The sequence below is a fragment of the Evansella sp. AB-rgal1 genome (assembly GCF_041820985.1).
Taxonomy (GTDB): Bacteria; Bacillota; Bacilli; order Bacillales; family Salisediminibacteriaceae; genus Evansella.
In genome coordinates, this window is sequence record NZ_JBGUAU010000009.1 from 96,810 (window position 1) to 119,957 (window position 23,148).

Sequence of the window (23,148 nt, forward strand, 5' to 3'; positions counted from 1 at the left end):
ATAAAAGATAAAATTTCAATAGTTTCGACTAATAAAGTCCTTATTTTCTCTATATTTTCTATTCACTCTAGTTTATTTGAAATTATTGTCGAATACTAAGTATTAACATCCTTTTTTCTACTTTAGGTAAATAGTCACAAGAAAAACTAGACATTTTTTGACAAGAATACCCAATATGGTAACTTCTATTTAAAAACAGATGCAGCTTTCACAGCGTTTTGCCAACCAGTGTAAAGAAGTTCTCGTTCATTTTCTGAAATTATCGCATCAAATGTTCGATCTATATTCCATTGTTCCGAGATCTCCTCTTTATTTTTCCAAAAACCTACAGCTAATCCCGCTAAATACGCTGCTCCAAGGGCTGTTGTTTCTTGGACAATTGGACGTTCTACTGGAACTCCCAACATGTCACTTTGAAACTGCATAAGGAATTCATTTGTTACTGCACCTCCGTCAACACGTAGGGTTTTCAAATTAATACCTGAATCAGCTACCATAGCATTCACAACATCTTTTGTTTGATATGCTAACGACTCTAGTGTTGCTCTAACAAAGTGCTCTTTTTCCGTACCTCTAGTAATTCCAAAGACGGCTCCACGGACTTCACTATCCCAATAAGGAGTACCGAGTCCTACAAACGCAGGAACGACGTATACACCGTCAGTTGAACTTACCCTTCTTGCATATGCCTCACTATCTGATGCCTTTTTAAACATACGAAGACCGTCACGTAGCCATTGAATAGCAGAGCCTGCAACAAAAATACTGCCTTCTAGTGCATACTCAACCTTCCCATCAATTCCCCAAGCAATGGTAGTTAATAATCCATGATCAGATTTTACTGGTTCTTGTCCTGTATTCATTAACATGAAGCATCCAGTACCATACGTATTTTTCACCATTCCTTTTTCGTAACATGCCTGCCCAAATAAAGCTGCTTGTTGATCACCAGCAACACCAGCAATAGGTATTTCCTCTCCAAAAAAGTGATAATTAACTGTTTTTGCATAAATCTCAGAAGATGATCTTACTTCCGGAAGCATTGATTTTGGTACATCTAATATACGGAGAATTTCATCATCCCACATCAAGTCATAAATATTAAACATTAATGTCCTTGAGGCGTTGGAAAAATCCGTTACATGTGCTTTACCACCGGATAAGTTCCAGATTAACCAAGTGTCCACCGTACCAAATAGAAGTTTTCCCTGCTGTGCTTTTTCCCGTGCACCTGGAACATAATCTAATATCCACTTTACTTTTGTACCAGAGAAATATGCATCGATAAGTAGACCTGTTTTTTCACGAAACAATGGATTATACTTTTTCTCTTTTAGTTCTTCACAAATAAAATCTGTCTGTCTTGATTGCCATACTAGAGCATTGTATATTGGTTTTCCCGTTTCCTTATCCCAGACAATCGTTGTTTCTCGTTGATTTGTTATTCCGATGGATGCAATCTCTTTTGGTGATACTTCCGATTTACTAATTACTTCAGCAATAACCGCTAAAACAGATGACCAAATTTCATTTGCATTATGTTCAACCCAACCTGGCTTTGGAAAAATTTGAGTGAATTCTTGTTGTGCCACTTGGACGATATCCCCTGACTTATTAAATAATATAGCACGCGAACTTGTTGTTCCTTGATCGATGGACATTATATATTTTTTCTCCATTCTTCCACTCCCCCACTTTTCTCTAGTTAATTATTATTATAATCCCTTACCATTAACGATAGAAAAGAAAACATGATATTTCTTTCATTTTTATGTTTTGAAGTGGTAACTCAATTAGGAAGAACCTCCATCTGTAAAGGTATTGTTGAATATTTATTATTCCACACAACCTCAATCCCACCTCTCCATTCCCCCTGGTTCGGTATCATTGTCACCGTTTCATATAGCCCATCCTCCACATGATAAAAATTGAGTGTAATTTCTTCATTATGTTTATTAGTCAAGACGGCTCTAGCTTCTCCATCCGTAATCCAACCTCCTTTTTCATCTAGTGCAATAACGTGTAATGTGATTGGACGGTTGGAGGTAATTGGAAGTTCACGAGCTGACCATTGAATGGATACTTCATTTGAAAACTGTCTTGGAGATTCATTATGGGAAATTTGGAGTATTTGACTAATGTTAAAAACAATAATACTTAGCATGATTAAAATCGGAATCACAATGACAGTTGAGGATTGTACTAATTTTTTCTCTTCGTTATTTTTCTCCATAGTTTTATACCACCTACCCTTCCTTCGAAGTTCTGAAAAGGATCTACATTCCTTCTTCATACCTTTCAACAGGGTAGACATATTTTTTCATTCATAAACTGTATTAACAAGCATATTCTTACGCCAGAGTAGCTCCTTGATTGGCCTCCGGGTAAATCTCCGAATTTCCGTAAGTTTGAGCGTGGTACGAACTTGGTCTTTTTTTACCCGAGGTAGCATCTAGAACCCAACGTACCAATGTCTCCTTCAAAAAAAGCCTAAAGGTTCACCTTTAGGCTTTTTTCTCTAACAATCATATTTAATCTCGTATAAGTCTTTTCGGCGGTCACGCCACGGCGTTACGTTACCTGATTTTCGATTTCGTCGTAATATCTCTAGATCAACATCTCCGACTACTACATTTTCAATATTTGGGTGGCACTCCCCTACAATGGCATCCCGTGGGAACGGAAAGTCCGATGGAGTGAAAATTCCCGATTGGGCATATTGGATATCCATATTTTCTACATGCGTTAAATTTCCAACAGTACCTGCTATCATGGTGTAAATTTGGTTTTCCACCGCTCTAGCCTGAGCGCAATATCGAACTCTCAAATAACCTTGTCGTTCATCTGTACAAAACGGAGTGAAGATTATGTTTGCTCCTTTTTCTGTAGCAATACGAGCAAGCTCTGGGAATTCGATGTCATAACAAATTTGAATAGCAATCTTACCACAGTCTGTATCAAATACCTCTACTTTATCGCCACCGTGAATTCCCCAATACTTACGTTCATTCGGTGTGATATGGATCTTATATTGCTTCTCAATTGTTCCATCTCTTCGAAAGAGATAAGCAATATTATAAATATCCCCTTCTTCTTCAACGAAATGGGAACCTCCAATAATATTTACGTTATACTTAATCGCAAGCGATGTAAAAAGACTAATATAATCCTCCGTATATTCTGTTAACCTTCTGATTGCTTGGCTAGGACTTTTCTCTTCGATAAACGATAAGAGCTGTGTAGTAAATATCTCCGGAAATACTACGAAATCCGATTGGTAGCTTGCACCTACATCAGCATAGTACTCACATTGCTGAGCAAACTCATCAAAGGAATGAATCTTTTTCATCATATATTGAATAGCGCAGATACGAACTGGAAATGAAGTTTTAAAATGTCGCTTAGACGTTGGTTGATAGTCAACATTGTTCCATTCCATTAATGTGGCATACTTCATTGATGCCTTATCATCATCCAAATAATTCTTGTTTACTCGTTTTAATGTAAATCCATTCATCACCTGGAATGTTAATACTGGATCATATATATTATGATGCATTACTTCTTCTACATAATCTCTTGGAGTCATTTCCTTTACGTATTTGTTGTAATTAGGAATTCTTCCACCAATGACGATACTTTTTAAATTCATTCTTCTCGCTAAATCTTTTCGTGCCTCGTATAACCTTCTCCCAATTTTCATTCTTCGATAATTAGGATCTACGGCCACCTCTATTCCATATAAATTATAACCTTCAGGATCATGGTTTGTTATATAACCCTTATCGGTAATTTCATCCCACGTGTGTTGATCATCATACTCATCGAAATTTATGATTAAACTTGAACATGATCCAATGATTTCACCTTCTAGTTCTACACAAAATTGGCCTTCCGGAAAAATGTCCAAGTGACTTTCTAATTGATCTCGTTTCCATGAATTCATTTTTGGAAAACACTTTTTAGAAAGCTCAATTATTTTGTCTATATCTTCATTGCGTATATTTCGTATAATAACCCTTTTCTCAAACCTTGACATATCTAACGGTTCCACGAAAAATCTCACCCTTCCTTTACTTACAACTGCCTTATATTAAATCTAATACTTGATGAGGATAATTGCAAAAGATCACACTTTTATTTTTGTCTATGTTAAAGGACCGTGTTCTTTTTTATTCAATGTTGAATTTTAAGGCAGTTGCGAGACTCCTATAAATACTCATTCAAAAATTGGAGGTGACTTTAGGTGCAACTCAAAAAAACCTAGCAACATGTAGTAAAAGTCAACATCAACGTTTAACAGAGTCTTATTTTAAAGTAAAAAAACTATAGTAAGTATTACTCACTATAGCTTTTCCCTACTTTTTAAAATAATAACGAAAACTGTTATTTTTCCTACAACATATTGACTTTGCCACTGATCATTTATCATTCAATATTACTTATTACTTCTGATTTCGTACCAATGCTCTCTAGCATTATCAATAATGATTGGTTCGCGCTCTGCATCTTTATGCTGTACAACCTTTGAAAAGTATTTTGTTGCATTCTCTATCTTTCCTACTTTTTTACTTAGTACACCTAGGAAGAATAACAACTTCAACTCAGACATGGAAGTATCTTTGAAATCACCTTCCATATAAGAATTCTCATATTGTGTTAAAGCAAGTGAGACAAATCTACTTTCCTCTTCTTCAAAATGAAGGAAACGACACAACCAACTGATTCTAAGACAGATTCCTCCTAATATAACTGGATATTGATTTGTTTCCATCCCTGAAAGGAGTGCTAGCTTATATGCATGAATTGCTTCTTGGTAACTTCTAGCATCACCAAATGATTGTGAGACCCAGTTTTTAGATACGTTCTCAAGAAATTGTTTCTTTTCTCCATTATTTAGAATTTTACGAAACTGATCAGTAAAAGAGAAGCCACAAGTTGGACAAACATAGACTTCATATAAATTAGGGTTTGTAGATGGGTCTTTATATTCTGTATAAAAGTCATTCTCTATTTTCTCCATCCGGATTGCTTTGGAGCGAACTTTTTTTGAGGAAAATTCCTTATTGCAGATGGGACAAGGTATTGTTTTATCATATAAGGGTGGAAGTTGTTGTTCGATCATCTTAGAACCTCCTTTTTTTCTACAAATCTTATTACAAGTATAAAAGACCTTATAAAACAGTGAAAGGAATACTTAGCTGTTGTTACAAGTGCAATAAGAAAGGCCTACTGTATTGGTAGGATAAAACAATTTTATAAAAGAAAACTTTCCACAATATAACCATTTCCTCCTGATAGTTAAGTTCAGAATAGAAACAAAAAAGGTGTCTCCTTTCAAGTAGGTAGTTCCTTTCGTGTGGAGAAAAATTCTCTTAATGAGAAAATAGCACCGAAAATAGTAAAATAAAAAATCAATATCAACGTTTAACAGAGCCTTTATGATAAAAAAACGAGACACATCCACTATGTGAAAATGTCTCGTTTTTGCTATATTATTTTTAGTTTTCACACTCTAAACGGAACTACTGACATTTCAAGGCACCTCATCAATATATTTAACGACTACCTTTTTCATATGCTTTTCCTAATGCTTTAGGAGCTTCGGCTTTCCCTACAAAACCAGCTAAAGCTAAGATTGTTAATACATAAGGAGCAATTAATAAATACACTGATGGTACATTAGATAGAGCTGGTATTTGCTCCGCAGTTATACTCAAAGCTTGCGCAAACCCAAAAAACAAGGTTGCTCCAAGAATACCAAACGGGTGCCACTTTCCGAATACTAATGCAGCTAATGCCATAAACCCTTGTCCAGTGATGGTTATTCCACCAAAGGCACCAACAACAGTAATAGCATAGACAGCACCACCAATTCCACCAAAAGCACCACTTAACATAACTGCGATATATTTCATACGATTCACTTTAATTCCCATTGTATCTGCAGCAGTCGGATGCTCCCCTACTGCTCTTAATCGAAGACCGAATGGAGTCTTAAATACCACGTACCATACAATAAAAACACAAGCAAGGGCAACGTAAGAAGTTATATATACATTACTAAAAAACCAATTTCCGATAATCGGAATATCCTCTAACACGGGAATATTCGTTCGAAAAATTCTATTTCTAATATAATCTGTTTGTCCTCTACCAAAAACTTCTCGAACAATAAATACAGACAAACCGATGGCAAGAAAGTTTAATGCTACACCACTTACGATTTGATCAGCCTTAAGCGTAATCGATGCGACAGCATGAAACAAAGAAAATATTGCACCAACCACCATCGCGGCAATAATGGCTACCCATGGCGAAGCAGCTCCCATCCCTATGTTTTCAAAAAGTAGCGTAAAGACGATTCCACTAAAGGCGCCCATAACCATTAAACCTTCAAGACCGATGTTAACTACCCCGGCACGTTCACTAAACAAACCACCCAAAGCAGTAAAAATTAAAGGAGTTGCTGCAAAGATTGCAGCAGGAATTATTGCGTTTAAAATGGTAATAACTGCATCCATTTATTTCCCCCCCTTTTTGCTTTGGAAACGATTCAAGTACCAACGGATGAGGTAACTAGAAGCAACAAAGAAAATAATTAATGCGATAACGATTTGAATAAGCTCTGGCGCAACATTCGCCGCATCCTGCATATTGGAAGACCCTATTTTTAAAGCACCGAATAAGAATGCGGATAGAAATATTCCTATGGACGTGTTTGCACCTAATAATGCAACAGCAATTCCATCAAAACCAAGGTTAGTAAACGTTTGTTGAATTTGTGCATTACCAAACGTTCCGAGACCTTCCATCGTTCCTCCTAATCCTGCAAACGCTCCTGAGATAACCATAGATAAAATGATATTTCGTTTTACATTCATCCCCGCATAAGAGGAAGCCTGTTGATTATATCCAACGGATCGAAGCTCGTACCCTTTTGTTGTCTTCCATAAAATAAACCACATTACAACACATGCGAATATTGCAATAAAAAATCCCCAGTGTAATCTCGAGTAATCAGTAATATTTGCAAGAAAATCAGAAGAAAGGGAAGCAGATCTTGGAACATTATCTGTTCTTTGTCCTGACGCTAAGAGATGATTTCGAATAATATAATTGCTCACATGAAGAGCAACGTAGTTCAACATGATCGTTACAATAACTTCATGAACATGAAATCGTGCTTTTAAGAAACCTGGGATGAATCCCCAAATACCACCTGCTAGTGCCCCTGCAAATAATGCTAAAGGAAGGTGAAGAATAAGTGGTAGGTCAAATAGTACACCTACAGATACGGAAGCTAACCAACCTATAATCAGCTGACCTTCTACCCCGATGTTTAAGAGACCGGTTCGAAACGCAAATGCTACCGCTAAGCCTGTAAAAATAAGTGGAGTCATCATCCGCAGTGTTTCTCCAAAGTAATAAATGTCTCCAAATACCCCTTGAAATAATGCCACATAACCCGTAATAGGATTATTTCCACTTACTAGCATGATCAGGGCCCCAGCAAAAAATCCAAAGAAAATTGCAATAAATGGAATTGCATATTTTGATAAAGACCATTTTCCAAACATTAGCCCTGATCACCTACTTTCTCTCGTTTTCCGCCTGCCATTAATAAACCAAGTTCTTGTTCCGACGTTGTTTTTGGATCCACAATGTCAATAATTTGTCCCTCATAAATGACGGCAATTCTATCACTAACATTGAGAACTTCATCAAGTTCTAATGAAATTAACAACACCGCTTTTCCATTGTCTCTTTCTTCAATCAACTTCCGATGAATAAATTCAATTGCTCCTACATCAAGACCTCTTGTAGGTTGAGCTGCAATTAAGAGATCAGGGGAACGGTCCACTTCCCTTGCAATAATTGCCTTCTGCTGATTTCCTCCGGATAAAGAACGAGCAAGTGTTTTTTCATTTGGTGTACGAACGTCGTATTCCTCTATTAGTTGCTTTGCTTTTTTATACATTAACGGATAATTCAATACGCTATTTTTTGTATATGGCTTTTGATAATATGTTTGTAATAAAATATTTTCACCGATGGTAAAATCAAGAACTAACCCGTATTTGTGTCTATCCTCTGGTATGTGACCAACACCTGATTCTGTCACCTTTCTCGGTGGTAAATTCGTAATCTCCTTGCCACTAATTGAAATGGAACCACTGTCCGCTTTCCTTAACCCAGTTATGGCTTCAATTAATTCCGACTGCCCATTTCCTTCTACGCCAGCAATACCAACGATCTCTCCTGCTCTAACTTCCAAGTTTAACTTATTTACGGAAGCCACATTTCTGGAGTTCGTAACAACTAAATCGTCAACTTTCAAAACGACATCCGTTGGAGAAGGATCTTCTTTTTCTACAGAAAAACTCACATCACGACCAACCATCATAGCCGCAAGTTCGTTCGGATTTGTTTGAGAAACATCAACTGTTCCAATGCCTTTTCCACGTCGAATTACTGTACAACGATCACATGATGCCATGATCTCTTTTAATTTATGTGTAATAAGAATAATCGACTTACCCTCATTTATAAGCTTCTTCATTATTTCCATTAATTCATTTATTTCTTGTGGAGTTAAAACAGCAGTAGGTTCATCGAAAATTAAAATATCTGCCCCTCGATATAAGGTTTTTAGTATTTCAACCCTTTGTTGCATTCCAACAGAAATATTCTCCACTTTCGCTTTTGGATCAACTCTTAATCCATACCTTTTGGATATTTCCGCTACATCTTTTTCTGCTGTGTTTATGTCTATACTTGCACCTTTTTTAGGTTCTAAACCAAGTATGATATTTTCCGTTACAGTAAATTTATCAATTAACATAAAATGCTGGTGAACCATCCCAATTCCTAAGTCATTAGCAGCATTAGGATCTGTAATCTTCACACTTTCACCACGAACTTTTATCTCGCCTCGCTCCGGTTGATAGAGACCGAACAAGACATTCATTAATGTTGATTTTCCAGCTCCATTTTCACCTAAAAGAGCATGTATTTCACCTTGTTTTACTTGTAGCGTTACATTGTCATTGGCAACAATACCTGGAAATTCTTTTCGTATGTTATTCATTTCAATAACGTATTCCAATGCAAACACCCCTAACGCGTTAAATAGAATAGCTATATGTGCAACCTACATATGAATTATGTACTTATTACTTTCTTTCTATTAGTAACAAAGGCTAGTGAAGCACTAGCCTTTGTTACGTAAAGCTTTATTATTCTAACGTTTCAAGATAAGCTTCATACTCATCGTCCGTTTGAGGAACTTCAAATTCACCACTTAAAATTCTTTGTTCCCACTCTTCTACTGCAGATAAACTATCTTCCGTAACATTATCTGATGTTTCAGCGATTCCAACACCTTGGTTATCTAATCCAAATTCTAAAACTTGCCCACCAGGGTAATTACCTTCTAATGTCATTTCAGAAACTTGGTAAACTGCTTGGTCTACACGCTTAACCATGGAAGTTAGAGTAACATTTCCACCATCATACTCTCCCTCTTCATGTTGGTCACGGTCTACGCCGATAACCCAAACATTTTCTCCACCTCTAGCACGGTTGATTGCTTCGGAGAATACTCCTAAGCCTGTTCCACCAGCTGCGTGATAGATAATGTCAGCACCATTGTTGTAAAAATTACTTGCGATTTGCTGTCCACGTGACTCATCACCAAAGGACTCAGCATATTGAACAGAAATTTCTGCACCAGGGTTAACCGCTTTTACTCCTGCTTTAAAACCATTTTCAAACTTCTTAATAAGCTCACCTTCTACTCCGCCGATAAAACCTACGTGATCCGTTTCTGTCTGAAGACCAGCAACTACTCCTACTAAGAATGATCCTTGGTGTTCAGCAAAAGTTAAGTTAGCAATGTTTGGATATGTGTTTCCTTCTCCATCCACTACAACCATATCTACAATTGCAAATTGGTTATCAGGATTTTGCTCTGCAACAGTACGAACATCATCTTCCATTAAGAAACCAATAGCAAAACTAAGATCAGTACCTGAACGAGCTAATCTGTTTAAGTTTGGAGTATAATCTGACGTTGAACTAGAGTGGATATAATCAACCTCTACATCAAAGTCTGCACCAAATTCTTGTAATCCTTCCCAAGCTGATTGGTTAAATGATTTGTCGTCAATACCACCCGTATCAGTAACCATCTTCACTGAGAATTCTCCGTCTTCCCCGTCGTTGTTTGCTACATCATTACCTTCATTATTGTCATTAACATCCTCACCGTTGTTCGCGCCTGAATCAATTGGAGTTGTATCTCCATCATTTCCTTCTCCGCAAGCAACGAGAAGTGTTCCTACAGCTAGCAAACTCAATAGAAGCAATAGAAATTTGTTTTTCATTTTCTGATCCCCCTTGATCATTTTTTATCGTTTTGATTTTTAATAGGAAGTACAAAAATTCCTTTTCTTTAAGAACAGGAAAAGTAACTGACCCCACTAATTATTATGACACAAAACGACATAAATTATCATCTAGTTAGTTTTCATTGCATAAAAATAGCTTGTCCGATTGTCTGACAAGAGATGCACCAAATTTATCCATAGAAAACTTTTCTAGAATCGACTTAAATATATCATTATTTTCCTCATGTTTAAACATTTTTTTATATAAAATTTACCGTTTACTAAAAAGATCCTCAATTTTTTTTTCATTAAGGTAAAAAACGGTATCATCCATTCAATATCCTCGAATGATGTCGAATCGAAAATAATTCAGCCCAAATTCCGACATTATTAAGATAAGATGACAAATGGATGAACACCCTCTATTCCTAGAGTAACATATGATAGAATAACCATAACAAATACACTTCCTACTAATTTGGTAAGGGGGCTATTATAGTGGATAAACTTAGAATTCTAGTATGTGACGATTCGGAGACTGTTCGTAATGAAACGATACGTTTACTTCAATTACTAGGCATTAGAAATATAGTGGAAGCAAAAGACGGTGAAGAAGCTATTTTATTGTGTCATGAAACCAAACCGCACCTTGTCTTTATGGATATCATCATGCCTAAAAAAGATGGTATTGCTGCATTAAAAGAGATCCATCAACATTATCCTGATATTCGTGTAGTTATGGCATCGTCAACAAGCGGACTAGCCCACCTAAAAAAATCAAAACGATTAGGAGCATATACCTTCATTCAAAAACCTCTAGGAGAATTAGAAGTGAAGAATATTATCCAAAAATACTTAGATGAACAAACAAACACTCATACTAAAGTGTGATTAACCACACATGTATGGTGTTTTTTTGTCGATAGGTTTGGGAATTCCCCCTAGAAAGGCGAGCAATCTAAAGCAAAAATCAACAACAAGATTAAACAGAGCCCCCATGCAAGTGAACATTTGTACCCTGGCGAATGAAACTACGCATAAACCCAAAATTGGTACATACATATAACCCATTACACCATTTTTAATAGATAAAACAAAAAAAATACTCTATTAGTTCTAAAATTCAGTCTAGTAAAATATATTCCTCTATAAGAGTCATGCTAGATTAGTCAAATGGGGGAGATATAGTGAATTCAAAAATAGTAGTTTGTCTAGTTCACTGGCATAATTTTTGGTATGTATGGCATTATACAAAATACCATTATTACGGCAGCAAACGCCATGAGAAAAACATGAGAAAACACGAGTATAATAAAGAGGCATGGGCAGAAGGAAACAAAACACAGCTTTCCATTCTTACATTCACTAAAGAGAAATATAGTCTTGTCAAAGAATACCTGAAACGTCATAAGAGCCATGAACCATCTTAAAATTAACAAAAAAGGTGTACCAAAAGTAATTTAACTTTTCAGCACACCTTTTTTCGTTGTTAAAGATACGTTTCTACTCGCAACATAAAAAGCGATCAACACAGCTAAACATCCTGCTACTATTTTTCCCATCATCATTGGAAAAATCAAGTTTTGCTCCACCGACGCTGTAAAACCTAAATGCCCTCCTAAGACAAAAGCCCCACTTACAGCAAACGCGATATTTAGTAGTTTCCCTTTCTCATCCATAGAGGAAAGGAATTTAAACATAGGAATACTATGGGCAAGTGAAGATATTAATCCTATTAACGCAAGCTCTGAAATCTCTATTTTTTTTGAAATAGGCTTTAACACTGGTTTTAACGATTTTTTCAAAAAGTGAACAAGAGGAAACGCCCCTGCTAATGCAATAGCAATAATTCCTACTATATAAATTCCCTCTGAGAGTGGCGTCATTCCTGGAATAACAGATAGACCAGTTAATGCCTCGATAATACTCAATGCTAGTGCTATGGTAATAATAATTACTACTACTTTCCCCACAAGAACAAAGAGTTTAATCATTTGCTTCTGGAAAAAAACTAGTCCACCAATAATTACTAGAGAAAATATCGTCAGAGGAATTAACTGAAGCAATAAAAACGAAATTGGAAATCCTGCTATCATTCCACCAATAAGAGCTCCAATTGGGATGGGGATGATTCCAACCAAAATCCCTTTTGCAAATATTGTCTCATCTTTTCTTTCAATAAGACTTAATGCTACTGGGATGGTAAAAACAAAAGTTGGGCCTAGTAAAGTAGCAACAATTATTCCAGCAAATTGAGCAGCCATTTCCGTTTGTGCTAGTTCGATAGCAAGAGAATAGCCACCCATATCAATGGCTAATAACATCCCTGGAAACATCGCAGGATCTGCCCCTATTAGTGAAAAAATAGGTGTTACTACGGGCCGAAGCAGTTCTGCTAAAACAGGAGAAATGGAGATGATTCCCACCATGGCTAGTGCAATAGGACCCATTGCTGAAAATCCCTCTTCAAATGCCTTCCCGTATCCTTTCTTATTTCCTCTTATTCTATCAATTGCACCTATTACCATAAAGAATACTAAAATCCATATTACTGCTTCATTTATCCACACAATTACACCAACGCCCTATCTATTCCTTTAACAATTCTTCACTAATTGCAGATAATCCAATTATCATAATTGCTTCCAATTCTTCTTCGGTTAAACGCTCCATCACAAGTTTCTCTAATTCCACTTGTTCCGCAACTGTTAAACCTCTTGCTGCTTTCGTTGTAATATCCTGAATCTCTCCTACGGAAAATCTACTCACAATGGTCTTCGTAGCTTCTTCTTTCGTAGTAAAAGGCATGTTTTTACTAAGTTCAGATGGCGTACTTCGATTAGTTAATGTCGAATTGCTCTGAAGTTCTTTCACTAAGTCCTTTACATATGGGTCTGACAGCATCTCCTTAACAACGTCCTCCGTGAGAAGTTCTTGTGACAGTTGATTTACCAACTCGTCCGATGCAAGAGATAAGACGTAACGATATCCCCCATAGAAAATAATAGCAACAACAAATAAAGTGATTATTAGTTTTTTCATATTTCACCCTTCCCACACTAGTAAAAATTAGTACACATACTAATATGCGGATAAAATAATTATATACAAGATTATTAGTGTAGTACATCAGAAATCTTAGTAAATCAGAGGGATTTTCCTACCATGCTTTGGTACTCGCTACCGATGTACCTAGCAGTTGCTTTTGATTCCACCTAGGTTATCAACAAAAAAGAAGTCAACAAGCTTTTTTTCAGTTGCTGACTTCCCATACATTTTATAGTCCTGCTTGACGTTGTAGTCTTTTAGCAATTTCCTGAAAATCTTCGTAAGAAACGCCAGGTGCAAATTCTTCAGGAATTTCTTCTAGATCAGGTACAGGTGCTCCTTGAGGTGTTCCGTGGATAACCTCTAATTTCCCACCGTCTTCTGGGTGTGTGCCTTTCCATATCTTTGCTACTTCCTGGTAATCTCTTGCACTAAATGTGTAGAGCTTACGATGAACTCCTTCCGCTTCATATTTTCTTGCCTTTTCGAATTTTTTATTACTTAAGTTAGGTATTGGTACGAGCTTTGTAACGTCTGCTCCTGTTGCTACTTCCAATGCTTTTGCGTACGCAACAACATGAACACCACCACGAACGAGTAAGTACCCGATCATTTCCCTTGCTACTGGATTATCCGTCATTTCGTAAACTCGCATTTTATGTGTTCTTGCTCCACACTCCAAGAAAAAATTATGCAATAAATCAAGAACTAGGTTTCCACTAGTAAAAACATTGTTTCCTGTCCATGGATTTCCCATTGAGTCTGCTGGAAGTGCTGTTTGCGCGGATGCGATAAAATGATGGGAATTGCGCAGATCCTTGGCGTTTTGCATTGGTGTAATATCAGGATCACCTGGGAATGTAGTGCCCTCAATCATCAAATTGATCGTGTTTGATACTAATTCTACATGACCAAATTCTTCTGCTGTAATACTTGCAATTAAATCGTAGAACGGCCTTAATTTTCTTTTATTACGGAAATTAAAGGACTGAAACATATAATTATTTAATGTAGACATTTCACCATATTTCCCACCTAAAAGCTCTTGAACAGCCGCTGCACCATTTGCATCAGGACTTTTTGGTTTCGGTAAATCAATAAGCAGCTTATCAATTCGTGTAATCAATTATTAAACCTCCAGTCTAGTAAAATAAGTCCTTCTTATTTTGAGAAAAAAAGTTTCATTTCTCTCTGTTATTCGTTGAAGGCACTCCTTTTAATTGATATGTAGACTGTAGTTTGTCTTAATACAAAGTAATGCATCTTTTTCTTGGTTAGATTTAAAATAAGCATAAAATGCAGGAGTCCGCAATCTTTGGAGGTGGGGTTACGAACCAGCAACACACGAAATATGGAGTGACTCTATAAGAAAATATTAAAGCTATGTTTTTCCACAGAGGGTTAGTTGTTTCGGATGCTTGCTATGATGGCTACAGTTAGAATTATCATAATCCCTATTAATTCTTGCAGTGTGGGAATTTCATGAAATAGGATGATAGCGGCGATGATGCCGTAAACTGGTTCTAGTGAAGCTATCACACTTGCGGTCCGGACATTTACTGTCTTTAAACTTTGGATAAATAGTACATGAGCGGCTCCTGTAAAGAGTATCCCAAGAAGGAGCATCAATAATATATCATGGAAAGATGGGTGTACGTGTATGAAAAAACCAATAGGAAGGAGACAAAGAAAAGCAAATAGGTTTTGATAAAATCCTATTTGGACACTTGAGTAATGACGGATCGTCTTGCGATTAACAATAGACAATAGTGCAAACGTGAATGCTGAAAGTAAACCCCATAATGCGCCCTTAGTTATTTCATTTGAAATTGTTATTTCAGGTACAATAAAAAGAACTCCAATAAAGGAGAAAACCGCATACAGTAGACTTCTTCTTTGAAAAGATTCTTTTAAAAGTATTGGCTCTAAGAAACTTGCAAAAATAGGGAATGTAGCAAAGGTAACAAGTCCTACGGCTACAGAAGATAGTTGAATGGAGTGAAAAAAACTTACCCAATGTAATGCTAAGATGCCACCTATGATTAGAAAAAGCCCAACGTCTTTTCGAGTGCGAATAGCTACGCCCTTTCTCATTAACATAAGTATAAAAAGTAGGAAGAGTGATGCAAAGAATACTCTTCCTAGTACGATTATTTGAGGTGGAAGAGAAATTAATATACCGAACAATCCTGATAAACCAAATAACAATACTGCGATATGTACAATAATTAGCTCTCGTTTCATATTAATTCCTGCCTCTACATCTCTGTTGGTTTATGGATGGTCGATGGTAACGCAACCATAAAGGTGGTTCCTTTCCCTTCTTCACTTTCAATAGTTATCATTCCTTTATGATTTTCAATAATATTAAAACTTACTGCTAAACCTAATCCTGTTCCTTTATCTTTTGTAGTATAAAAAGGCTGTCCTATTTTTTCTAATTTATCATTTGGAATTCCATGCCCTTGATCAATGAAAAGGAGTGTAATATTATCTTTGTCTTGTTTCGTCTTTATCAAGATCTCTCCACCTTGTGGCATTGCTTCGATTCCATTTTTAATTAAATTAATAAAAACTTGTTTTAATTGGTTTTCATCGCAATTTATAAATAGTACCTTCTCTGATTCTGTATAATGAATAATAACCCCTTTAAAATTTGCTTCTGTCTCAAGGAGTATAACAACCTGTTTTAAAATAGAATATACATTTTTCTTCTCGTACTTCATTGCTCTTGGTTTTGCTAATAATAACAATTCACTCAAAATTATTTCAATCCGATTAAACTCAGAATTAATTACATCAAGAAATTGAGGTTTCAATTCGTACCCTTGCTGCATTAACTGTAAAAAGCCTTTAATCGATGTTAGTGGGTTACGAATCTCATGTGCAATTCCTGCTGCAAGTTGGCCCGCCATAGTTAGCTTTTCTGATTTTATCATCAGTTCTTCGGCTTTTTTTCTGTCCGTTATATCACGTGCGATTCCTAACACCATTTGTGCTTTACCAGCTTCGGTTTTTATAAACTTCATTGATCTTTCAAGCCAAACATAGTGACCCTTTTTATGACGAAAACGAATTCTTTCAACATCATTTCCATTAGATGGTTTGAGCCTCACATTTGAAATATCATCAGAATGAATAAAGTCTAACCTATTTTTACCAATCATATCCGATGGTTCATAGCCCAGTACTTTCTTGACAGCAGGAGAAATATAATTAAATACACCTTCTACATTACTAAAGGTAATAACGTCTTGTGAATTGTCTGATATAAGCCTAAACAATTCTTCACTTCGTTTTAATTGATCTTGTCTCTTTTTCTCTAAGGTTACATCTTGTGACGTACCATATATTTTGGTTATCTTTCCAAATTGGTCTAAGGATGGAACTCCTAAGGAAATGACATAACGAATCTCATTATTGGGTCGAACCACTCGGAATTGAGTATTCAATGGTTCTCCATTTAACGTTTTATTTAATGTGTCTTTTACGTACTCTCTGTCGTCAGGATGAATCACTTTAAAGAAAGCGTCATATGTTAGTTTTTCATTGTAATTAGTAGATCCAACTATTTCATGAAATTTCTCTGACCAATATACTGAATTATCTAGTGTGTTCCATTCCCATGAACCCAGATTAGCAATTTCGACAGCTAGTTTTAAATTTTCTTCTACTTTTTTTCTAACAGTTTCGGTTACTTTCGTAGTTGTAATATCCTTAGCTATACCAAATATACCAACGACTTTATTGTTTGATATGATAGGAAAATTAGTGATATGGACATTGATGGCGCGGCCTGTTTTCGTGTTACAAGTAACTTCATAATTTTGGACTAACCCTTTTGAAGCATTGTAAAAATGAAATATTGCTTTTTCCACATCATTTTTATCAATTAGACTGTAAAAATTCATTTCAAGTACTTCATCTATACAGTATTCAAATATATTTTCAAAGCTACGATTTACCGTTTCATATCTCCCTTTAAAATTGAGTGAAAAGATGGCATCTGGATGATGATCAAATAGAGAACGATAATATTCCCTACTTTCGTCCATTGCATGTTTCACAACCGTGATGTCACGAAATTGTACGACTAAATTGTTATTAGACGGAGTTGCATTAACATTGAACCAAGTATCTAATGGCTCATAATATCCCTTAAATTCAATGCTCTTATTTTGTTTTATTGCTTCATGAAAATTGGTATAAAAAGGCGGCTTCTTTAAGTCAGCAAACTCTACCCAAATACTTTTTCCTTGGAGGTCCTCTCTCTTTCTTCTAAGGAGTTTTTCAGCTGCGTGATTCACATAAGTGAAATTCCAATGTTCATCTAAAATGTAAAATGCATCAAGTAACTCATCGAAAAGCCTACTGTCCAATTGCTTAACTCTATTCCCAATATCATGTCTATCCTTCTTTAATTGCGCCTTAAGATATCTTGCTCTATAATAGTTACTTTTCATTTATGTCATACACCCTTTAGAAAAATTTAGAATAATTCCTGATATGGTAAAGGTAGTTTGTTTCTGCTACTAAATGTGTTTGTACTTTATCTATTTCAACACAAACCTACGCATTCCTCTTATGATATTCAAAAAATTGCCACGGGCCTGGTCCCTGAACAAAAGTTCAGGGACCAGGCCCGTGAATTATTTGTGTCATTATACATTTTTCATCTCTTTATCATTTAATATCTGTCCTTGCTCTTTAGAACAAGATCAATCCTATTCCTATTATTGCTCCACTTAAGAATAGTATCCTTAAACTGAATCCCATTATGTCTCTTGCATTTAATCCTGCTATGGCTAATGCTGGTAATGCCCAGAATGGTTGAATCAAATTTGTCCATGCATCTCCCCAAGCAACAGCCATCGCTGTTTTAGCTGAGCTTACACCTAATTCAGCACCAACGTTAGTTACTTTTTTCGCCAACTCCTTTGCAAACAAAGCTCCAATTACCAAGCCAAAGCCCCAATTTATCCAGCTCGCTACCAATGCAACCAATGTTACAATCACGATCGCTTGACCAGGACTTTTTGCGAAAGTGGCAAGCTTTTGGAGTATTCTTTTAAAAATCGGACTACTGGCAAGAACATATCCAGTAACTAAAATAAGTACCATTTACATGGCAAAAGCTAATAAATCCCAAAAGCCACCGCCCCAATATGAAACCATCACCATAGGGAAACTTGAAGTAATAAATTTATTGAGCATGAGAAAGGAAATTACTCGTAACACTTACTTTTTATAAAAAGCAAATTAATGCAAAAAAAGACACAAAACCGTCACGTCCCAGACCGGTGACAGGTTTGTGTCGAAACATTATATCACTCCTTGTTTACTCAACCTCTACTGGTATCTCCTCTAGAACTTGCATCCCTTCTATGGTCACACTACATCGGCAGGCTAATATATTTACTCCCGCTGATTTAGCTTCCCGTAATGCCTGTGCAAACTTGGGATCTATATGTACTGCTGGTTTGATTTTCGTGATGTCTTCTCGTTGAGTAACGAAAAGAAGACTTGTTTCCCATCCATCTTCTTTTGCTATTTGGCCTAATTCCAATACATGCTTTGCGCCTCTTTTTGTCACAGCGTCTGGAAATTGACCAATTCCATTAAGCAACAAAGAGACCCCTTTTACTTCTACGACCATTTTCCTACCGCTATTCTTCTGTAGCAATAAGTCCCAGCGCGACTCGCCTTTGGGATATTCAGATCGTACATAATTCCACCCTTTAAATGTTTGTATTACTTGCTCTCTCACTGCAATAATTGCTAATTTATTCGGCATCATCGAATTAACGGATACCCAGCCAGAAGCATCTTCACGCTCTACTATCACAACAGAATACTTTGTTTTCCGCTTTGGATCATCATTTTCTTTCACATATAATGGTTTTCCTGGAATCAATAATTCCTTCAGTCTTCCAGGATCCGCCATATGTGCATCCACAACGATATCTTTGTTATCTAACTTACACCTGACAATAAACCGATTAGGTCGCTCCACAAAATTTGCTTTAATCAGGTCACTTGGAAATGGAATACTTCTTTCATTCATAACAAACAAATCCCCTAACTAGTCACATTTTAATCCACAACTTCCACGATCAAACTCGTGGAATAAATGTGATCTTCTCTTTGTTCTTGCTCATTTTGGGTGAAAAAATTAGTGGTTACTTCTATTTCATATTCGCCAACAGGAAAGCCTTGAAGATCAATAAACTCCTTCAGAAACTCCTCACTTTCCTCATCACTTCCATTAGAATGGGCTTCTTTCTTATCATAAACTTCGCTATACCAACTGTTTCGCTCTAATTCAGTAGTGAAAGATGGCATTTCTACTTTTTTATATGGTAGATGGATACCTCTTGTATTTTCACGAATATCAAATAAGAACAGTGACTCTCCAAGTTGAATGCTCGTTTTCTCTTTCTCTCCAATATACTTCACTTTTGCTTCCATGCGTACTTCATCCCCAACTTCATACACTATTTTATCCGAAACGAGACGCAAAATATAATCTCCTGCTGCTGTTTCGCTAACTATTGTATCCGTAGCAAAGCTCCCCATTGTTTCGTTCAAAGAATCTTTGTTATTGCATCCTGTCAGAAAAAATAGAATTAGTAACATATATAAAATGTATGTTTTCAATGTTGTGTACCCACTTTCTTTTTGTAGAAGCAATATCTTACCTCTTATGTTTCTTACAATCACTTCTATTGTTTGTAAACATACTTACTTTTTACTCCATAATAAAAAGGAAATGTCGAAATATGATTTCTCAACAATTCCCTTCTACTTTTTTACTTAAACTTCACTGCAGTTCCATATACCAATATTTCAGAGCTACCATTCATAATGGAGGAGGAGGAGTAACGTATGTTTATAATTGCGTCAGCACCCAGTTTCTCGGCTTGCTCCTTCATTTCTTTTTCTGCAATGGCGCGAGACTCACGAAACATCTCTTCGTATTCCACCATTTTTCCACCAACTATACCTCGAAGTTTTCCTACAATATCCTTCCCGATATGCTTTGCTTGAACCGTATTACCAGAAACAATTCCTAACGCCTTTTCAACTTCAAAACCGGGTAATGATTCCGTATTAACCATAATCATATCAAGATTCCCCATTTCCTTTTTAATAACTAGTTATACGTTTTGCTTTTGAAACAAGTTTCATACTACTCACTATTTTTTTGACAGGTGGAGTACATACTAGCTATGTTCCATTAGAAAATTGCAACCTTTGTTTACCCTATGTATAATTAAAATAAGAATAGTCGGATAAGAGGGGGGAAACTATGTTTAATTTAAACAAAATTAATAAAGAAAAAAAGGTAGAGTATGTCATCGTTGCGATTATTTTTGCGATTTCCATCATCGTAGGAATTGCTGTTGGAAGTAATACAGAGTGGTTTAGGCCGCAATTTTACTCTGGAGGATATATGGCAGGCTCCTTGGTAACATGTCTCGCATTGTTTTCCATATATCAGTTCGTGAACTTTATACTTTCATTTGTAAATAAAAAGAAGACGGCAGAGTAAATCATTCTCTAAGGAAGCCTCCAAGCAAGTGAAATTTACACCTTGGCGAATGGAATACAAACCCACAAAGTTAATAACACTAGATACGTTTAGCTACCACGAACTCGCGTACTTTCAGGATAGACATTATAGTAAGTAAAAATTTGCACCATAAAAAAAAGGATCTAAAGAGTTATTCACACTCTCTAGATCCTTTCTTATAATTAAGCTTGCTCTGCATATTTCTTTTTCTTCGTAATACGCTCACGTTCATTTTTATCAAGAATTTTCTTACGTAAACGGATAGACTCAGGCGTTACTTCACATAACTCGTCATCGTTTAAGTATTCCAATGCTTCTTCCAACGTCATAATACGTGGCTTTTTCATTGTTACTGTTTGATCCTTATTTGCTGAGCGCATATTTGTCATTTGTTTTACCTTCACAATATTTACTGTAATATCATTTTCACGCGTATGCTCTCCAACAATCATTCCAGCATAAATTTCTGTCGTAGGTTCAACAAATATTTGACCTCTGTCTTCTACTTGCATAATCCCATATTGACTTGCCTTACCAGTCTCCATAGAAACCATTACACCAGCTCTTCGTCCACCAACTTGACCTGGGACCATAGGCTGATAGCTATCAAACGTGTGATTTATAATTCCGTAACCTCTCGTTTGTGTTAAGAATTCTGTTGAATAACCAATTAATCCACGAGCAGGTACCATGAACTCCAAACGAACTTGACCACTACCGTTATTTGTCATGTTTTGCATTTCACCCTTACGAGCACCAAGTGATTCCATAACAGGACCAGTGTACTCCTCAGGAACATCAATTTGGACTCTCTCAACTGGTTCGCATCGAACTCCATCCACTTCACGAACAATAACTTCCGGCTTCGAAACTTGTAGCTCATATCCTTCACGTCTCATGTTCTCAATTAAAATTGATAAATGCAATTCCCCACGACCCGATACTATCCAAACGTCAGGAGAAGATGTATTTTCAACACGTAAACTTACATCAGTCTCTAATTGCGCACGAAGACGTTCTTCAATTTTACGGCTTGTTAAATACTTTCCTTCTCTCCCAGCAAACGGGCTGTTATTTACAGAGAAAGTCATTTGTAAAGTTGGCTCATCTATACGTAGAATTGGTAATGGATCTTGTGCCTCTACAGGGCATACTGTTTCTCCTACGTTGATTTCTTCCATTCCAGATACAGCAATTAAATCTCCAGCAATTGCTTCCTGTATTTCTATTCGCTTTAAGCCTAGGAAACCAAATAACTTCGTTACACGGAACTGCTTAACCGAACCATCTAATTTCATCAACGCTACCTGTTGGCCAACCTTCATTGTTCCTCGAAAGACTCTGCCAATACCAATTCTTCCAAGGTAATCGTTATAATCTAATAATGCTACTTGGAATTGTAACGGTTCTTCTTTGTTGTCCACTGGAGCTGGAATATGCTCAATAATAGAATCAAATAGCACACTCATGTCCTCATCTTGTTTTTCTGGATTTAAGCTTGCTGTACCATTGATTGCAGATGCATAGACTACTGGAAAATCAAGTTGGTCTTCTTCAGCACCTAAATCAATAAATAAGTCAACAACTTCATCCACAACTTCCGCAGGTCTTGCAAAGTCACGGTCAATTTTGTTTACAACAACGATTGGTGTTAATTTTTGCTCAAGTGCTTTCTTTAATACGAAACGTGTTTGTGGCATTGTACCTTCATAAGCATCAACAACTAGTAAAACACCATCAACCATTTTCATTATACGTTCTACTTCTCCACCAAAATCTGCGTGTCCTGGTGTATCCATTATATTTATGCGTTTATCTTGATAGTTAATAGCAGTATTTTTAGCTAAGATTGTAATTCCACGCTCTTTCTCAAGTGCGTTGGAGTCCATTGCACGTTCCTCTACTTGCTCATTACTTCGGAACGTTCCAGATTGGTGAAGCAATTTATCAACTAACGTTGTTTTTCCGTGGTCAACGTGGGCAATAATCGCAATATTTCTTATATCTTCACGAATATTCATTCTTTTCTCTCCTTAAATGAATCAATTTAACACAACTTTTCTATTATACCAACTTATCTCTAAAGAATAAAGGGGAAGATTCTTGTTTTCCCATATGTTTTCCTCAATTCTGTAT

At 36.3% G+C, this 23,148-nt stretch carries 20 protein-coding genes and 2 pseudogenes; 3 read left to right on the forward strand and 19 right to left on the reverse strand.

Features of this window, described 5'->3' with window-relative positions; all coding sequences use genetic code 11:
- Positions 1-185: 185 nt before the first annotated feature.
- The 8 genes from glpK to ACERII_RS09575 all read right to left on the reverse strand — a co-directional run bounded on the left by glpK (position 186) and on the right by ACERII_RS09575 (position 10,388).
- Positions 186-1,679 (reverse strand): glycerol kinase GlpK, encoded by a 1,494-nt coding sequence (gene glpK, locus ACERII_RS09540; protein WP_373641868.1) that lies wholly within the window; start codon positions 1,677-1,679, stop codon positions 186-188.
- Positions 1,680-1,789: 110 nt separating this feature from the next.
- The gene (locus tag ACERII_RS09545) at positions 1,790-2,233 is read right to left on the reverse strand and encodes a hypothetical protein (RefSeq protein ID WP_373641869.1); all 444 of its coding nucleotides are present in this window, start codon (positions 2,231-2,233) and stop codon (positions 1,790-1,792) included.
- A 285-nt stretch (positions 2,234-2,518) separates the two neighbouring features.
- Positions 2,519-4,039, reverse strand: a complete 1,521-nt coding sequence (locus tag ACERII_RS09550) for a GNAT family N-acetyltransferase (protein ID WP_373642008.1) — start codon at positions 4,037-4,039, stop codon at positions 2,519-2,521.
- Between the two features lie 399 nt (positions 4,040-4,438).
- Positions 4,439-5,125 carry a DUF2225 domain-containing protein gene (locus tag ACERII_RS09555; RefSeq protein WP_373641870.1) on the reverse strand — a complete coding sequence of 229 codons (687 nt, stop codon included), beginning with the start codon at positions 5,123-5,125 and terminating at the stop codon, positions 4,439-4,441.
- Positions 5,126-5,558: 433 nt separating this feature from the next.
- On the reverse strand, positions 5,559-6,524 hold the full coding sequence (locus tag ACERII_RS09560) for an ABC transporter permease (RefSeq protein ID WP_373641871.1): 966 nt from the start codon (positions 6,522-6,524) through the stop codon (positions 5,559-5,561).
- Positions 6,525-7,580, reverse strand: a complete 1,056-nt coding sequence (locus ACERII_RS09565) for an ABC transporter permease (RefSeq protein WP_373641873.1) — start codon at positions 7,578-7,580, stop codon at positions 6,525-6,527.
- A complete protein-coding gene (locus tag ACERII_RS09570; protein WP_373641875.1) occupies positions 7,580-9,109 on the reverse strand; it encodes an ABC transporter ATP-binding protein in 1,530 nt (509 codons plus the stop codon). The genes ACERII_RS09565 and ACERII_RS09570 overlap by 1 nt, the downstream gene beginning before the upstream one ends.
- Positions 9,110-9,239: 130 nt before the next feature.
- On the reverse strand, positions 9,240-10,388 hold the full coding sequence (locus ACERII_RS09575) for a BMP family lipoprotein (RefSeq protein WP_373641876.1): 1,149 nt from the start codon (positions 10,386-10,388) through the stop codon (positions 9,240-9,242).
- Positions 10,389-10,889: 501 nt separating this feature from the next.
- On the opposite strand from ACERII_RS09575, the gene ACERII_RS09580 reads away from it, so the two are divergent.
- Entirely contained in the window at positions 10,890-11,282 is a 393-nt protein-coding gene (locus tag ACERII_RS09580) for a response regulator transcription factor (RefSeq protein WP_373641877.1), read from the forward strand.
- A 296-nt stretch (positions 11,283-11,578) separates the two neighbouring features.
- Entirely contained in the window at positions 11,579-11,821 is a 243-nt protein-coding gene (locus ACERII_RS09585) for a hypothetical protein (RefSeq protein WP_373641878.1), read from the forward strand.
- A 30-nt stretch (positions 11,822-11,851) separates the two neighbouring features.
- On the opposite strand, the gene eutH is transcribed toward ACERII_RS09585, so the two are convergent.
- The 10 genes and pseudogenes from eutH to ACERII_RS09630 all read right to left on the reverse strand — a co-directional run bounded on the left by eutH (position 11,852) and on the right by ACERII_RS09630 (position 20,563).
- Positions 11,852-12,961, reverse strand: coding sequence for an ethanolamine utilization protein EutH (eutH, locus tag ACERII_RS09590; RefSeq protein WP_373641879.1), 1,110 nt, complete (start codon positions 12,959-12,961; stop codon positions 11,852-11,854).
- Between the two features lie 19 nt (positions 12,962-12,980).
- Positions 12,981-13,433: a hypothetical protein gene (locus ACERII_RS09595; protein ID WP_373641881.1), complete on the reverse strand. Its 453-nt coding sequence runs from the start codon at positions 13,431-13,433 to the stop codon at positions 12,981-12,983.
- A 235-nt stretch (positions 13,434-13,668) separates the two neighbouring features.
- Positions 13,669-14,565, reverse strand: a complete 897-nt coding sequence (locus ACERII_RS09600) for a manganese catalase family protein (RefSeq protein WP_373641883.1) — start codon at positions 14,563-14,565, stop codon at positions 13,669-13,671.
- A gap of 275 nt (positions 14,566-14,840) precedes the next feature.
- Positions 14,841-15,683 (reverse strand): DMT family transporter, encoded by an 843-nt coding sequence (locus ACERII_RS09605; RefSeq protein ID WP_373641884.1) that lies wholly within the window; start codon positions 15,681-15,683, stop codon positions 14,841-14,843.
- Between the two features lie 14 nt (positions 15,684-15,697).
- Positions 15,698-17,902 (reverse strand): PAS domain-containing protein, encoded by a 2,205-nt coding sequence (locus ACERII_RS09610; protein WP_373641886.1) that lies wholly within the window; start codon positions 17,900-17,902, stop codon positions 15,698-15,700.
- Between the two features lie 244 nt (positions 17,903-18,146).
- A pseudogene (locus ACERII_RS25925) lies at positions 18,147-18,344 on the reverse strand (TIGR00366 family protein); the annotation flags it as partial.
- Between the two features lie 66 nt (positions 18,345-18,410).
- Positions 18,411-18,560 (reverse strand): annotated as a pseudogene (locus ACERII_RS25930) (TIGR00366 family protein); the annotation flags it as partial.
- Between the two features lie 217 nt (positions 18,561-18,777).
- Entirely contained in the window at positions 18,778-19,503 is a 726-nt protein-coding gene (sfsA, locus tag ACERII_RS09620) for a DNA/RNA nuclease SfsA (RefSeq protein WP_373641888.1), read from the reverse strand.
- Between the two features lie 29 nt (positions 19,504-19,532).
- Positions 19,533-20,129, reverse strand: a complete 597-nt coding sequence (locus tag ACERII_RS09625) for a hypothetical protein (RefSeq protein ID WP_373641890.1) — start codon at positions 20,127-20,129, stop codon at positions 19,533-19,535.
- A gap of 119 nt (positions 20,130-20,248) precedes the next feature.
- A complete protein-coding gene (locus ACERII_RS09630; protein ID WP_373641891.1) occupies positions 20,249-20,563 on the reverse strand; it encodes a YbjQ family protein in 315 nt (104 codons plus the stop codon).
- A 185-nt stretch (positions 20,564-20,748) separates the two neighbouring features.
- Between ACERII_RS09630 and ACERII_RS09635 the strand changes: the two genes are divergently transcribed.
- Positions 20,749-20,991 (forward strand): hypothetical protein, encoded by a 243-nt coding sequence (locus ACERII_RS09635; RefSeq protein ID WP_373641893.1) that lies wholly within the window; start codon positions 20,749-20,751, stop codon positions 20,989-20,991.
- A 203-nt stretch (positions 20,992-21,194) separates the two neighbouring features.
- Here the strand turns inward: ACERII_RS09635 and typA are convergent, their stop codons facing one another.
- Complete coding sequence (gene typA / locus ACERII_RS09640; protein ID WP_373641895.1) at positions 21,195-23,033, reverse strand: translational GTPase TypA; 1,839 nt, start codon at positions 23,031-23,033, stop codon at positions 21,195-21,197.
- Positions 23,034-23,148: the final 115 nt, after the last annotated feature.

What these genes read in the sequence shown, in the direction of transcription:
- glpK (WP_373641868.1), bottom strand. Translation starts at nt 1,679, where the DNA reads ATGGAGAAAAAATATATAATGTCCATCGATCAAGGAACAACAAGTTCG.
- ACERII_RS09545 (WP_373641869.1), bottom strand. Translation starts at nt 2,233, where the DNA reads ATGGAGAAAAATAACGAAGAGAAAAAATTAGTACAATCCTCAACTGTC.
- ACERII_RS09550 (WP_373642008.1), bottom strand. Translation starts at nt 4,039, where the DNA reads ATGTCAAGGTTTGAGAAAAGGGTTATTATACGAAATATACGCAATGAA.
- ACERII_RS09555 (WP_373641870.1), bottom strand. Translation starts at nt 5,125, where the DNA reads ATGATCGAACAACAACTTCCACCCTTATATGATAAAACAATACCTTGT.
- ACERII_RS09560 (WP_373641871.1), bottom strand. Translation starts at nt 6,524, where the DNA reads ATGGATGCAGTTATTACCATTTTAAACGCAATAATTCCTGCTGCAATC.
- ACERII_RS09565 (WP_373641873.1), bottom strand. Translation starts at nt 7,580, where the DNA reads ATGTTTGGAAAATGGTCTTTATCAAAATATGCAATTCCATTTATTGCA.
- ACERII_RS09575 (WP_373641876.1), bottom strand. Translation starts at nt 10,388, where the DNA reads ATGAAAAACAAATTTCTATTGCTTCTATTGAGTTTGCTAGCTGTAGGA.
- ACERII_RS09595 (WP_373641881.1), bottom strand. Translation starts at nt 13,433, where the DNA reads ATGAAAAAACTAATAATCACTTTATTTGTTGTTGCTATTATTTTCTAT.
- ACERII_RS09605 (WP_373641884.1), bottom strand. Translation starts at nt 15,683, where the DNA reads ATGAAACGAGAGCTAATTATTGTACATATCGCAGTATTGTTATTTGGT.
- ACERII_RS09610 (WP_373641886.1), bottom strand. Translation starts at nt 17,902, where the DNA reads ATGAAAAGTAACTATTATAGAGCAAGATATCTTAAGGCGCAATTAAAG.
- sfsA (WP_373641888.1), bottom strand. Translation starts at nt 19,503, where the DNA reads ATGAATGAAAGAAGTATTCCATTTCCAAGTGACCTGATTAAAGCAAAT.
- ACERII_RS09630 (WP_373641891.1), bottom strand. Translation starts at nt 20,563, where the DNA reads ATGATTATGGTTAATACGGAATCATTACCCGGTTTTGAAGTTGAAAAG.
- ACERII_RS09635 (WP_373641893.1), top strand. Translation starts at nt 20,749, where the DNA reads ATGTTTAATTTAAACAAAATTAATAAAGAAAAAAAGGTAGAGTATGTC.
- typA (WP_373641895.1), bottom strand. Translation starts at nt 23,033, where the DNA reads ATGAATATTCGTGAAGATATAAGAAATATTGCGATTATTGCCCACGTT.